11 protein-coding genes are annotated in these 13,021 nt (G+C 71.7%); 9 read left to right on the top strand and 2 right to left on the bottom strand.

The genetic code is table 11. From position 1 onward, the window contains the following. Positions 1 to 127: 127 nt before the first annotated feature. Positions 128 to 1,543: a proline--tRNA ligase gene (proS, locus tag ACIQNU_RS26135; protein ID WP_401370903.1), complete on the bottom strand. Its 1,416-nt coding sequence runs from the start codon at positions 1,541 to 1,543 to the stop codon at positions 128 to 130. Positions 1,544 to 1,761: 218 nt separating this feature from the next. Between proS and ACIQNU_RS26130 the strand changes: the two genes are divergently transcribed. Next, positions 1,762 to 2,583 (top strand): SAM-dependent methyltransferase, encoded by an 822-nt coding sequence (locus tag ACIQNU_RS26130; RefSeq protein WP_401370900.1) that lies wholly within the window; start codon positions 1,762 to 1,764, stop codon positions 2,581 to 2,583. A gap of 102 nt (positions 2,584 to 2,685) precedes the next feature. Here the strand turns inward: ACIQNU_RS26130 and ftsH are convergent, their stop codons facing one another. Then, positions 2,686 to 4,623, bottom strand: a complete 1,938-nt coding sequence (ftsH, locus tag ACIQNU_RS26125; RefSeq protein WP_401370898.1) for an ATP-dependent zinc metalloprotease FtsH — start codon at positions 4,621 to 4,623, stop codon at positions 2,686 to 2,688. Positions 4,624 to 4,688: 65 nt separating this feature from the next. Between ftsH and yhfZ the strand changes: the two genes are divergently transcribed. From yhfZ to ACIQNU_RS26085, 8 genes are all read left to right on the top strand, one after another. After that, a complete protein-coding gene (gene yhfZ, locus ACIQNU_RS26120) occupies positions 4,689 to 5,627 on the top strand; it encodes a GntR family transcriptional regulator YhfZ (protein ID WP_401370895.1) in 939 nt (312 codons plus the stop codon). Between the two features lie 119 nt (positions 5,628 to 5,746). Further along, on the top strand, positions 5,747 to 6,121 hold the full coding sequence (locus ACIQNU_RS26115; RefSeq protein WP_401370892.1) for a PRD domain-containing protein: 375 nt from the start codon (positions 5,747 to 5,749) through the stop codon (positions 6,119 to 6,121). A gap of 60 nt (positions 6,122 to 6,181) precedes the next feature. Beyond that, entirely contained in the window at positions 6,182 to 6,538 is a 357-nt protein-coding gene (locus tag ACIQNU_RS26110; protein ID WP_401370890.1) for a DUF2620 domain-containing protein, read from the top strand. A gap of 203 nt (positions 6,539 to 6,741) precedes the next feature. Beyond that, the gene (locus tag ACIQNU_RS26105; protein WP_401370887.1) at positions 6,742 to 8,079 is read left to right on the top strand and encodes a YhfT family protein; all 1,338 of its coding nucleotides are present in this window, start codon (positions 6,742 to 6,744) and stop codon (positions 8,077 to 8,079) included. A 92-nt stretch (positions 8,080 to 8,171) separates the two neighbouring features. Continuing rightward, positions 8,172 to 9,227, top strand: coding sequence for a phosphotriesterase (locus tag ACIQNU_RS26100; protein ID WP_401370884.1), 1,056 nt, complete (start codon positions 8,172 to 8,174; stop codon positions 9,225 to 9,227). Continuing rightward, positions 9,224 to 10,504 carry an aminotransferase class V-fold PLP-dependent enzyme gene (locus ACIQNU_RS26095; protein ID WP_401370880.1) on the top strand — a complete coding sequence of 427 codons (1,281 nt, stop codon included), beginning with the start codon at positions 9,224 to 9,226 and terminating at the stop codon, positions 10,502 to 10,504. The genes ACIQNU_RS26100 and ACIQNU_RS26095 overlap by 4 nt, the downstream gene beginning before the upstream one ends. Positions 10,505 to 10,509: 5 nt before the next feature. After that, the gene (locus tag ACIQNU_RS26090) at positions 10,510 to 11,673 is read left to right on the top strand and encodes an alanine racemase (RefSeq protein WP_401370877.1); all 1,164 of its coding nucleotides are present in this window, start codon (positions 10,510 to 10,512) and stop codon (positions 11,671 to 11,673) included. Next, positions 11,670 to 13,016 (top strand): phosphopentomutase, encoded by a 1,347-nt coding sequence (locus ACIQNU_RS26085; RefSeq protein ID WP_401370875.1) that lies wholly within the window; start codon positions 11,670 to 11,672, stop codon positions 13,014 to 13,016. Before ACIQNU_RS26090 ends, ACIQNU_RS26085 begins: the two co-directional genes overlap by 4 nt. Positions 13,017 to 13,021: the final 5 nt, after the last annotated feature.

Raw genomic sequence — 13,021 nt, 5'->3', positions numbered from 1 at the left:
AAGCCTCACAGGACACCGCAAGGTGGTACGTAGTCGCCCGTACGCCGCAATGCGTAGACATTGTCGTACGTGAGTGGCCGGGGTCCCGGGGTGTGCGGGGACGAAACGGGCGATCCGCAACGGGCGATCAGTAGGCGCGGGCCACGACGGCGACGTTACCCGGTGCGTCCTCGTCGTCCGGTACCGACCCGTCGTCGGCGACCAGACACCGTACGGTCACGGCGTGCTCGGCGAGCTTGGCCTCGCCGTCGGCGCCGAGCGCGGCCCAGGGGATGCGGGCCCAGCCGCCGGCCGTCGTGGCTTCGACGGCCTCGTCCACGCCGGTCACGTCGGAGGTACGGGACTCCCTACGCGCGCGTGCCTGCGTCAGGAGCAGCGCCTGGTCCTCCTCCAGGATCCCCGGCAGCAGTCCGGCCAGGGCGTCGAGACGGACGGGCTCCTTGCCGCCGGGGATGCGGCGTACCAGCATCGCGGTGCCGTTCTCCAGGTCGCGGGGGCCGATCTCGATCCGCACGGGGACGCCCTTCAGCTCCCAGTCGACGGCGCGGCGGCCGAAGGGGGTGTCCGTACGGTCGTCGACATGGACGCGTACGCCCGCGGCCTTGAGGCGGTCGCCCGTCTCGCGGACGGCGGCCAGGACGGCGTCGTCGCCCTTGATGGCGAGGACGACGGCCTGCACGGGCGCGAGGCGGGGCGGTACGCGCAGACCGTTGTCGTCTCCGTGCATCATCACCAGGGCGCCGACCATGCGGGTCGTGGAGCCCCAGGAGGTCTGCCAGACGAACTCCTGCTTGCCCTCCTTGGAGAGGTACTGGGTGCCGAACGCCTTGGCGAAGTTCTGGCCGAGTTCATGGCTGGTGCCGAGCTGCAGCGCCTTGCCGTCGCCCATCATCCCTTCGAGGGTGAGGGTGTTGATGGCGCCGGCGAAGCGTTCCTTGGCGGTCTTGCGGCCCAGGACGAGGTCCATGGCGAGGACGTTCTCCATGAAGGACGCGTACACCTCGCGGTGGATGTGGGCGGCGTACTCGCGCGCGTCCTCGTAGGTGGCGTGCGCGGTGTGGCCCTCCTGCCAGAGGAACTCGCTGGTCCGCAGGAAGAGCCGGGGCCGCAGCTCCCAGCGGACGACGTTGGCCCACTGGTTGATCAGCAGGGGCAGGTCCCGGTAGCTCTGCACCCACTTGGCGAAGTAGTCGTTGATGATCGTCTCGGAGGTGGGGCGGACGACGACCGGCTCCTCCAGTTCCTTGCCGCCGCCGTGCGTGACGACGGCCAGTTCCGGCGCGAACCCTTCGACGTGCTCGGCCTCGCGGGTCAGGTACGACTGCGGGATGAAGAGCGGGAAGTACGCGTTCTGGGCGCCGGCCTCCTTGATGCGGAGGTCCATGTCCTGCTGCATCCGCTCCCACAGGCCGTAGCCGTACGGCCGGATGACCATGGTGCCGCGCACCGGTCCGTTGTCGGCCAGTTCGGCCTTGCTGACGAGGTCCTGGTACCAGCGGGGGAAGTCGTCGGCCCGGGGCGTGAGAACGGGTGCCTTTGCCATCCGCGCATGGTACGGCGCCGCCCGCGCCGAGCGTGAATCGGACAGCGGGGCGTGCGTCCGGCGACGGGCCGGGCAAGGTCGGGCAAACGTCCTGAGTTCCCCCTGGACGCATCGGCGGTCGCGCAGTTCCCTGGCATACGGGGGGCGGTACGCGCGCGACTCACGGGGGTGGGACGGACGGACGGCACGGCAACTCTCGGCGGATGGGGGCCCTTTCGATGACACCTTCGCTCGTGCGGCAGCTCCACGGGACCACGGCACCGGCCTCCCGCGCGGACGGGCGCTCCCGCGCGCGTGACTGGGCGGAGATCCAGGAACGGATGCTGGTCCCGCTCTACGAGGCGGTGTACGAACGGCTCGACGTGGGGCCCGGCACCCGGCTGCTCGGCCTCGGCTGCGGCTCGGGTCTCGCGCTGCTGATGGCGGCGGCGCGGGGTGCGCCGGTCACCGGTGTCGAGGACGCGGAGCCCGAACGGCTCGCGCTGGCCCGTGAGCGGCTGGCGCACTCGGACGACGGACCCCGTCTGGTCGAGGGGCGTCCCCCGGCCACGCGGGACGGCCGCCCGTACGACCTCGTGACCGCCTTCGAGCCGGTGGGCGGGGCGTCCGGAGACAGTGCGGGGATCGGGGAACTTCTCGCCGAGGCCGGGCCGTTGACGAGACGAGGGGCCGCGGTGGTGCTGGCGGGGTGGGGTCCGCCGGAGCGGTGCGCCACGGCCTCGGTGCTGCGGGTCGCCGGGGATCCGCAGCAGGGGTCGGGCGGTCGGCGTCCGGCGGCGAGGGACGGATTGGAGGAGGTGGCGGAGCGAGTGGGGCTGACGCCCGACGGGTCGGGACGGGTCGCCTGTCCCTTCGGGTACGCGGACACGGACAGCGCGGTGCGGGGGCTGCTGTCGACGGGCCTGTTCGACGCGGCGGCGGACGCGACGGACACGGTGCAGGTGGACAAGGAACTCCGGGAGGCGCTGCATCCGTACGAGCGGGCGGACGGCACGGTGTGGATGCCGAATGTGTTCCGGTACCTGATCGCGCGTACGTGATCGTGCGGGCTTGATCGCGCGCGGGCGGTCGGGGCGCCGGTGGGACGCGCACGGGTGGCGGCCGGGGGCGGGTGGCAGCCGGGGGCGAGTGGGTGGCGCGGGTCAGGTGTTCTTGTGCAGGCGGGTGATTCCCGCGACGCGGTAGGCGTCCGCCTCGTCCAGGGTCTCGTTGGCCAGCAGGGCGGTCGCGAGGGCGTCCAACTGGTCGCGGTGGTCGCCCAGTTGGCGGCAGGCGTCCTCGTAGCACTCGTCGACGATGCGGCGCATCTCGCCGTCGATCGCGTCCAGGGTCCCCGGTGCGGCGGCCAGGCCGTACGCCTGCTGGGCGTCGCCGGGGAGCGCCGAGAAGCGGCCGACGCGCGCGCTCATGCCCCAGCGGCCGACCATGCCGCGCGCGATGTTCGTGACCTGTTCGAGGTCGCTCTCGGCGCCCGTGGTGATGACGCCGAAGACGACGTGCTCGGCCGCCATGCCGCCGAGCGCGCCGATGATGCGCCCGCGCAGATAGTCCTCCGTGTAGGCGTACTTGTCGGCGTCGGGGGTCGACAGGGTGACGCCGAGTGCGCGTCCGCGCGGCACGATGGTGATCTTGCGGACGGGGTCGGCGCCGGGCTGGAGCATGCCGAGCAGGGCGTGGCCGCTCTCGTGGTAGGCGGTGCGGCGGCGCTCCTCGTCGGACATGACGAGCGGGCGTTCGGCGCCGAGCTGGACCTTCTCCAGGGCCTCGGACAGATCGGCCGGGGTGACCTGGTCCTGTCGGCGTTTGACGGCGATGAGGGCGGCCTCGTTGGTGAGGTTGGCGAGTTCGGCGCCGGTCATGCCGGGTGTCGTACGGGCGACCTGGCCGAGGTCGACATCGGGGGCGAGCGGGATGTCGCGGCTGTGGATCTTCAGGATGGCCTCGCGGCCTGCCCGGTCGGGCGGGTTGACGTGGACGATCCGGTCGAAGCGGCCGGGGCGGGTGAGGGCGGGGTCGAGGACGTCGGGGCGGTTGGTCGCGGCGATGACGACGACTCCCTCGGAGCCGGAGAAGCCGTCCATCTCGGTGAGGATCTGATTGAGGGTCTGCTCGCGCTCGTCATGGCCGCCCATGCCGCTGCCGCCGCCTCTGGCCCGGCCGATGGTGTCGATCTCGTCGATGAAGACGATCGACGGGGCGACCTTGCGGGCCTCCGCGAACAGCTCCCGTACGCGCGAAGCGCCGACGCCGACGATCATCTCGATGAACTCCGACGCGGACGCCGAGAAGAAGGGCACGCCCGCCTCGCCGGCGACGGCCCGCGCGAGCAGGGTCTTGCCGGTGCCGGGCGCCCCCGCGAGCAACACGCCGCGCGGCATCTTGGCGCCCATCCTGCGGTAGGCGTCGGGGTTCTTCAGGAAGTCGACGACGTCGTTCAGCTCGCCCTCGACCTCGTCGATACCGGCCACGTCGGCGAAGGTGGTGCGCCGGGCGCCCGGTTCGAGGGCGACGGGTTTCGGGGGCTGCTTGCGGCCGAGCATGCCGCCCGCTCCGCCCATGCCCTGGCTCATCCGGCGGGCGATGAACACCCACAGCAGCACGAGGAGCAGCATCGGCGCGAGGGAGATCAGCAGGTTGACGAAGACGCTGCGCTCCTGGACCACGGGCTGCGCAGTGACGACGACCTGGTGTTTCTCCAGGTTCGCCCAGAGGTTGTCGTCGGCGAAGGACGGCCGCTGGGTGGTGAACTTGGTGTAGTCGCCGCTTCCGCTGCCGCTCGGCTTGGGCTGCTTGTTCTTGAGCTGGCCCTGGATCGAGTCGCCCTTGGAGTAGATCTTCGAGACGTTGTTGTCGGCGACCTGCCTGCTGAACTCGGTGTACGAGATGGTGGGCTCGTTGCCCTCGTTGACGTAGGACAGCACCAGGTTGGCGACCAGGTACACGAGGAGCGCGGCGAGGACCAGCCGGGGCCAGCCGCCGGGCAGCCTTCGCCGGGGCGGCGGCGCGGGTTCCGGGGGCGGCGCGCCCTCGGATCGCCAGGGCTGGTCGGTCCGGTCGCGCGGGGGTACGGGGTTGGCCACAGGCCCATGACCGCACAGGTCACGGACCCTTGCCAGTATCCAGAATCCTGGTTACTGTCTGGATCGTGAACGGTTTCGACGAGCGTTTCCTCACCCGTAACGGCTTCGCCGCCCGGCAGCTCGCGGTCCTGCTGCTCGGCCACGAGCCGGACACCCGGCTGCCCCGCGTGCGGGACTTCGCCGAGGAACTGGGGTGCGGGAACGGCACCGTCCAGGCCGCGCTCCAGCTCCTGGAGGAGGCCGGGGCGATCGTGACGACCGCGCGCGGGCACCTCGGCACCTTCCTGGTCCGCTCGGACCGCGCCATACTCTGGCGGCTCTCCGGCCTCGGCACCCTGCTCGCCGCGATGCCCCTCCCCTACTCCCGGCGCTACGAGGGCCTGGCCACCGGCCTCCGCTCCGCGTTCGAGCAGGCCGGGGCGCCCTTCGCGATCACGTTCATGCGGGGCGCCGGCGCCCGGACCACCGCACTGCTCGACGGCAAGGTCGATCTCGTGGTCCTCTCCCGGCTCGCCGCCGACCGGCTGATGGAGAAGCACCCCGTGCAGCTCCTCGCCGACCTCGGACCCGCGACCTATGTGGGCGCGCACGGCCTGCTGCTGCGCGAGGGCGCCCAGCTCGACGCGCCGGGGCTGCGGGTGGCCGTCGACCACGCGTCCGAGGACCAGCGGGTGCTCGCCGAGCGCGCCTTCGCCGGGCGCTCCGACATCGAGTGGGTCGAGTCCTCGTACATGCAGTTGCGGGACCTGTTCGCGAGCAAGCAGGCCGACGCGACCGTCTGGAACCTGGACGAGGTGCAGGGGCGGCTCGGGATGGCCGTGGACGTACTGCCGCTGGGTGACGAGGTCACCCGGGACCTGGCGCTGCGCAACTCCAGTGCGGCGATCATCGGCAGGAAGGAGGGCGCGCAGGCGCTGGCCGCCGTGCGCGACACGCTGGATCTGTCGGTCGTGACCTCCTTGCAGACCGAGGTACTGAAGGGCGAGCGCATGCCTTCGTACTGAGATGGCGGACGCGGACGGGCGGACGACCCTCAGCTGTCGCTCAACAGCCCTTTCCCCAGGGCATTTTGACGGCTCGAATATCCAGAATCCCGATTACTGTCGAATTTAGGAGGGCTCCGATGGACGACACGCTCGCTCTGCGGCTGCGGCTGTTCCGGGAGGGCGGTGAGGTCCGGCCCGAGGTCGTCGACTTCGTGACCGCCGAGCTGGACGCGCTGGCCGCCGAGGGCAGGACCGTCACGGAGGCCACCGCCGGCATGCTCACCAGCCATCTGGTGATGGCGCTCACCCGGCTCCTCGACGGTGAGCCGATCGAGCAGTTCCTCACCGACGAGCAGGTGGCAGCCGAACTCGCCGGGCATCCGGAGGCCGTCGCGCGCGCTTCCGCCGTGTCCGAGCACGCCACGCGCGAGCTGGGCGCCACGCTCCCCGCGTCCGAGATCAACTTCCTCGCCATGCATCTGGCGGTACTGGCCCAGCAGCCCGCCACCTGAGACTCCCGAGCCAACCGAGCTTTCCAGGCTTACCGAGCTTTCCGAGAGAAGGAATCAGCCATGAAGAAGATCCTCACCGGCGGTGTCGGCAAGGTCGAGGTCACGCAGGCCGTCAAGGGCCTCGGGCTCGACGGCATCGACGTGACGCAGTCCAGCGACATGGACGCCGCGATGAAGCTCCGTACCGGACAGGCCGACTACTACCTCGGTACCTGCCATACCGGCGCGGGTGCCTCGCTCGGCGTGCTCGTCGGACTTCTCGGCAAGCCCGCGTGCCACACGTTCGGGCGGTCCGTGCCGAGCGAGGAGGAGATCGCCGCGCTGCTCGCCCAGGGCGTGAAGGTATTCGGCTTCTCGCTCGACCAGATCGACGCCATCGCCCCGGCCATGGCCCGCGCCATCGCGGCCCGCGGCTGACCCCACCCGCACCAGAAGCCGAACCCGAACCCGTACGCAAGCACCGGTACGCAAACACCCGTACCCCCCGCTCATACACAGGCCGACCGCTCCCCCACCGGACAGGCCACCGACCCCGGCCGACGGGCGCCCCGCCTCCGGTCGAGCAGGCCCCCGCCCGGGTCTCGCCGCATCTCTCACCCCGGGCATGAAGGAGTGACCCCGTGAGCACCACTCTCGCCGCAGGCGCCAGTCTGGATTTCTCGCTGGCGCAGCAGTTGACCGTGATCGCCCTGTGTGCGCTGACCGCGTTCATCTCGCACATGGCGCTGGCCGTCTTCAACGACGGCGTGCGCCCCTTCCTCCTGGACTTCATCCAGGGCCGGTCCAAGCGCAGCGCCACCACCGCCGTCTCCTTCGGCCTGTCGGCGGGCTTCATCTTCGGGCTCGGCGCGCCGATGGCCCTGTCCACGGGCGTCCTCAACCCGTGGCTGCTGTTCCTGCCGACGGACATCCTCGGTCTGCTCGCGCCCAAGAAGTGGCTGGCGCCGATCCTGGGCGGGGCCTGGGGCGCGGTGGTCGTCTTCGGTCTGAACGGCGCCAACAACGTCGCGCACGACCTGCCCGTCGACTTCCTGACCGCGATGCAGCAGATGTCGACGCCGATCCTGTTCCTGTTCACGCTGTTCCCGGTGCTCGCGATCACCAAGCAGTTCGGGCGGATGTGGGGCGGGATCGCGGGCGTCCTGGAGTTCGCGCTGGTCGTGTTGACCATGAAGGTCTGGCCGAACATGTTCGCGGGGGCGCTCGCGATGGCCGTCGGCGTGCTGATGCTCATCGGTCTGGCGGTCGCCAAGGACCTCAAGCAGCGCAAGGCGGACCGTGCCGAGGGGATCGCCGAGCCGGTGCCCGACGGCGACGACCCGATGGCCTCGCTGTTCAGCGCCAGTGCGACCCGGCTGCGCAAGTATCTGCCGCTGTTCATGGTGCTGGGCGCGGGCGTGTGCGTACTGGCGCAGATGCACATATTCGGCGGCGGTGAGGCCACCAGCTTCCTGATCGCCAAGGGGCAGTACTCGGAAGCGGCGCAGGTCGACTTCTACCGGGTGTTCGGGTTCATCCCGCTGATCGCGACGACCGCCCTTGCCTCGGGCGCGTACGGCATCGCGGGCTTCACGCTGGTGTACCCGATCGGCTATCTGATGCCGAACCCGTTCCTCGCGGCGATCGTGGGTGCCGCCGTGTTCGCCCTTGAGGTGCTGGCCCTGTCGTCCATCGGCAAGGTGCTCGGCAAGCTGCCCAGTGTCCGGGACTCCTCGGAGCATCTGCGCGGCGCGATCACCGACACGCTGCAACTGGCCATCCTCTTCGGTTCACTGATGGCCGCGAACGCCATGGGCGGCGGCCTCGGCATCCTCGTCGTCGGCGGGCTCTACCTGCTGAACGAGGCCATGGGGCGCCCGATCGTGCGCATGGCGGCTGCGCCCGCCGCGGTGATCGTCGGCGGCATCCTCCTCAACGTCCTGTACTGGCTCGACCTGTTCACGCCGATCAAGAGTTGATCCATGTTGATCGGGATTTGATCCCCCGCCGCTCAGGAGCCGAGGCCGGGACCGCGAGGCCGGGACCGCATGCCGGAAGGAACCCCCCACTCATGACCAGCAACAGGACCCCCGTGGTCCGCACCGTCACCGGCCCCCTCGCGGCGGCGGCCGTACGCGGACCGGTCCTCGCCCACGAGCATCTGGTGCTCGACCTGGACCGGGCGGGCGACCGGGCCGCCATACTCGACGCGGAGCGGCACGGCCCGGCCGTCACCGCCGAACTCGCCGCGCTGCGCGAGGAGTTCGGGCTCGGCCTGGTGGTCGAGCTGACCTGCCGGGGCATGGGACGCGACCCACGCGCCCTGGCCCGTGTCGCCCGCGACGCCGGGGTTCCGGTGGTCGCGGCGACCGGTTGGTACTACGAGCCCTTCCACACCCCGGAGCTGGCCGGCGCGGATGTCGCCCGGCTGACGGAGACGCTCGTACGGGAGATCGAGGACGGTTTCGACACCAGCGGAACCGGAATCGGTACGGAGGCCAACAGTGCTGACACCCCCCGTACGGACACCTCCCGTACCGACACCCCCCGTATCCACCCCGGCGTCCTCGGCGAGGTCGGCAGCCACGGCGACACACCCAGCGAGCCGGAGTCCCGCGCCCTCCGGGCCGCCGCACGCGCCGCCCTCGCCACCGGCCTCTCGGTCGCCACGCACGCCCACCTCGGCCACGGCGGACGCGCCCAGCTCGATCTGCTCACCGCCGAGGGCCTGCCCCCGCACCGCGTGAGCATCGGCCACCAGGACCTCCTGGACGACCCGGCGGCCCACAAGGAGCTGGCGGCGAGCGGGGCGTACGTCGCCTTCGACACCGTCGGCAAGGAGAGCTATCGGAGCGACCGCACCCGGCTGCGGCTGCTGCTCTCCCTCATCGACGCCGGGCACGCCGACCGGGCCCTGCTGAGCTGCGACATCTCACGCCACGGCTACCTCCTGACGGAGGGCGGCCAGGGCTACGGGCATCTGTTCCGCTCCTTCCTGCCCGCGCTCCGGGCGGCCGGCGCGGACGACGACCTGATCGACCTGATCATTCGGCGCAACGCCCTGCGGTTCCTCACCGGAGCGGACCCGGAGGAGTCGACGCGACCGACGGAGGAGACCCCCGTATGAACACCGAAGGCCGCCCCGCGAGCGCCGCGGGCCCCCGCCTCCCCGAGACCCACCCCCTCCCCACCGTCTCCCTGGAGGACGCGGCGGCCCGGCAGTTCCGGCTCATGGAGTGCGTCGCCGCGCACTTCGAGGGGCCGGAGCTGTTCAGCGCGGACGCCGGGGTCGTCCCCGGGCTCGGTCGGCCCCGGACCACCGGGCGGGTGGAGTCGGTCCTCGCGGACTTCTTCGGCGCCGACGCGGCGGCGCTGGTGCAGGGCGCCGGCACCGGGGCGATCCGCGCGGCCCTGGCGGCGTCGCTGAACACGGGCGATCCCCTGCTCATCCACCGCGCCCCCGTCTACCGCACGACCGAGGTGACTCTGCGCGGCCTCGGCGTACGGACCACGGAGGTCGACTTCAACGACCGGGACGCCCTGCGCGCCGCACTCGCCTCCGGCCGGTTCGCCTGGGCGTACGTCCAGCACTCACGCCAGCGGCTCGCCGATTCCTACGACCCGGCCCAGGTCCTCGCGTACTGCCGGGCGGCCGGCGTCCGTACGGTCGTCGACGACAACTACGCGGTGATGCGGGTACCCGCATCCGGCGTCGAACTCGGCGCGGACGCCTCCTGCTTCTCGCTGTTCAAGCTGCACGGCCCGGAGGGTGTGGGTGCCGTGGTGGGCGCCCGTGACCTGGTGGAGCGGGTCCGCGAGGACAACTACTCGGGCGGCGGGCAGGTCCAGGGCCATCAGGCGCTCGACGCGCTGCGCGCCCTGACCCATGTGCCGGTGATGTGGTCGCTCCAGTCCCGGGTGGGCGCCGAGATCGCGGACCGGCTCGCGGCGGGCGAGGTGCCGGGGGTCGCCGAGATCCGCGTCGCCAACGCCCAGGACCGCTGCCTGCTCGTCCGCCTCGACCGGCCGGTGGCCCGCGAACTGCCCGCCGTGGCCGCCCGGTTCGGGGCCGCGCCCTACCCCGTCGGCGCCAACTCGCGCTACGAGATCGCGCCGCTGTTCTACCGGATGTCCAGCTCGTCCCTGGACGACGCACCCGAACTCGCCGACTGGACCGTCCGCGTCAACCCGATGCGGGCAGGCGCCGACCTGGTGATCGACATCCTGCGGCGCGCACTCGCCGCCCTGGACGAACCCCACCGCCTCACGCCTCCGCCGAACGACCCGTACGAAACCCCCGATCCGCGCAACACGATCAACCCGATCAATCTGATCAACCCGATCAACCCGCACGACGCGATCAACCCGATCAACCCGCACCACGCGAACGACTTGAAGGACTGACGACCGTGTTCCTCGACACCCTGCTCACCCGCAACCCCGAGCTGGTCGACACGGCGGCCACGCTCCACCGGCGCGGCGACATCCCGCCGGACACCTATGTGATGGACCTGGACGCCGTCGAGGCGAACGCCGCGCTCCTCGCCGCCGGAGCCGAACGCCACGGTCTGACGCTCTGGTTCGTCGTCAAGCAGCTCGGCCGCAACCCCGAGCTGATCCGCGCCGTGGCCCGGCACATCCCTGCCTTCGCCGCGATCGACGCCCCCGAGGCCCGCACCCTGCACGCCACGGGCGCCCGCGCCGGAAACCTCGGCCACCTGGTGCAGATCCCGCACCGGGCGCTGCCCGAGATGCTGGCGTGGCGGCCCGAGACGGTCACCGTGTTCGACCTCGCCAACGCCCGCGCGGTGTCCGACGCGGCACGGGCGCTGGGCTTCCGGCAGGACGTACTGATTCGCCTGGAGGGCGCCGAAGGCACCGTCTACCCGGGGCAGGAGGGTGGCGTTCCGCTCACCGTCCTCGACGACTTCGCGGCGGCGGCCGAGCGGCTGCCGGGCGTACGGATCGCGGGCGTCACCGCCTTCCCGTGCGTCCTGTGCGACCGCGAGACCGGCATCCCGCAGGCCACCCCGAACTTCGAACTCCTCGTCAAGGCAAGGGAGTTGCTGGCGGCACGCGGCCACCACGACCTCAAGCTCAGCGCGCCCAGCGCCACCTGTATGGCCTCGCTGCCGCTGCTCGCCGAGCGCGGCGCCACCCACGGCGAGCCCGGCCACTCCCTCACCGGCACCACACCCCTGCACGCCCTCGACCCGCACCAGCCGGAGAAGCCCGCCTACGTGTACGTCACGGAGGTCGCCCACACCCTCGCCGACGGCCGCCCCGCACTGTTCGGCGGCGGCTTCTACCCCCGGGCCCACATCGGCAAGGCGCTGCTCCCCCGCACCGGCACCCTCCTGCCGGTCCAGGACGCGCCCGCCGAGAACATCGACTACTACCGCCTGCTCGACCCACCGGCCGACCCCGGCACCGCCCGAGCCGGCGACACAGCGCTGCTCGCCTTCCGTACGCAGATCTTCGTGACCCGCTCGACGGTCGCGGTCGTCGCGGGCCTCGCCTCGGGCAAGCCGCGCCTGACGGGTCTGTACGACGCTCAGGGCAGGGCACTGTGACCGCCGCCGGAACAGACAGCGACCGCACCGGCCGCGTGGTGATCGTCGTCATCGACGGATTCGGCATCGGCGCCATGCCGGACGCCGGCGCCCTGCGCCCCGGCGATCTGCGCGCCGACACCTGCGGCCACGTCCTCGACCACGCCCGCACCGCGCTCGGCCGCCCCCTGCGGCTGCCCGCGCTCGGCGCGCTCGGCCTGGGTCTCGTCCACCCGCATCCGGACCTGGCGCGGAGCACCCGGCTACCGGTGGCCGTGGGCCGGGCCGCGCTCGGCTACCCCGGTGCGGACACCTTCGCGGGCCACCAGACCATGATGGGCGCCGACTTCAGCCGGGTGACGGTGGCCCGGCTGGGCGATCACATCGAGGAGGTGACGGCCGCGCTCAAGGCGGCGGGCCACCGGGTCACGCTCCTAGAAGGGAAGCCGGTGCTGCTCGTGGACGACGCGGTCCTCGTCCACGACAACCTGGAGGCCGACCCGGGCATCAACTGGAACGCCTCCGCCCGCCTGGACGACCTCCCCTTCGGCGGCCCGCACGGCATCCTCGCGATCGCCCGCACGGTACGCGAGGTCGCGCCGGTAGCCCGGGTCATCGCCGTGGGCGGCCACGCGGACGGCCCGCTGCCCTCGTACGTACGGGACGGGGACGGCGGCACGGTCGGGCTCGACACCCCGGCGACCGGTTTCTACCGCAACGGCGGTCTGGAGGTGCGGCACCTCGGCGCCCGGATCGACCACACCCGCCAACTGCCCGACCTCGCCGCACGGGCCGGCATCCCGGTCACGCTGGTCGGCAAGGCGGCGGACATCCTGGCCTGCGACGCGGCGGTACGCAGACCCGCCGTGGCGACCGCCGACGTCCTGGCGGCCACCCTCGACGCCGTCCGCGCGGACGGTCCTTCACTGGTCGTCAGCAACGTCCAGGAGACCGACCTCGCGGGCCACCAACAGGACGCCGAGCGCTACGGAGCCGTCCTGGAACAGCTCGACACGGGCCTGGCCGCCCTGATCCCCCTCCTGACGGCCCCCACCGACCGCCTGATCATCACCGCAGACCACGGCAACGACCCCACGATCGGCCACGCGTACCACACACGGGAGTACGTACCGGTCCTGATCCACGGCACCCGCGACCCGGGCTACCTACAGGACGCAAACTCCTTGGCAGACGTGGGCGCGACAGCGGCAAGGTCTCTGGGCTTGTCACCGAACGACCTGGCCACGGGCACCGTCACCCGCCCCGTACCCGTTGTGGGCAGGCGTTCCGCTGGGGGTCCCCCCAGGCCCTTAAGGCACTGGGGGAGGAACGGGTGGGCACAACCCGAGTCGACGGGCCCCTGAAAGTA

The sequence above is a fragment of the Streptomyces sp. NPDC091292 genome, assembly GCF_044757265.1.
GTDB lineage: Bacteria > Actinomycetota > Actinomycetes > Streptomycetales > Streptomycetaceae > Streptomyces.
The sequence above is the reverse complement of the archived record's forward strand: the minus strand, read 5'-3'. Positions and strand labels throughout refer to the sequence as shown.

Excerpts from the sequence above, each read along its gene's own strand:
- proS (WP_401370903.1), bottom strand. The coding sequence starts at position 1,543 with ATGGCAAAGGCACCCGTTCTCACGCCCCGGGCCGACGACTTCCCCCGC.
- ACIQNU_RS26130 (WP_401370900.1), top strand. The coding sequence starts at position 1,762 with ATGACACCTTCGCTCGTGCGGCAGCTCCACGGGACCACGGCACCGGCC.
- ACIQNU_RS26115 (WP_401370892.1), top strand. The coding sequence starts at position 5,747 with ATGGACGACACGCTCGCTCTGCGGCTGCGGCTGTTCCGGGAGGGCGGT.
- ACIQNU_RS26110 (WP_401370890.1), top strand. The coding sequence starts at position 6,182 with ATGAAGAAGATCCTCACCGGCGGTGTCGGCAAGGTCGAGGTCACGCAG.
- ACIQNU_RS26100 (WP_401370884.1), top strand. The coding sequence starts at position 8,172 with ATGACCAGCAACAGGACCCCCGTGGTCCGCACCGTCACCGGCCCCCTC.
- ACIQNU_RS26095 (WP_401370880.1), top strand. The coding sequence starts at position 9,224 with ATGAACACCGAAGGCCGCCCCGCGAGCGCCGCGGGCCCCCGCCTCCCC.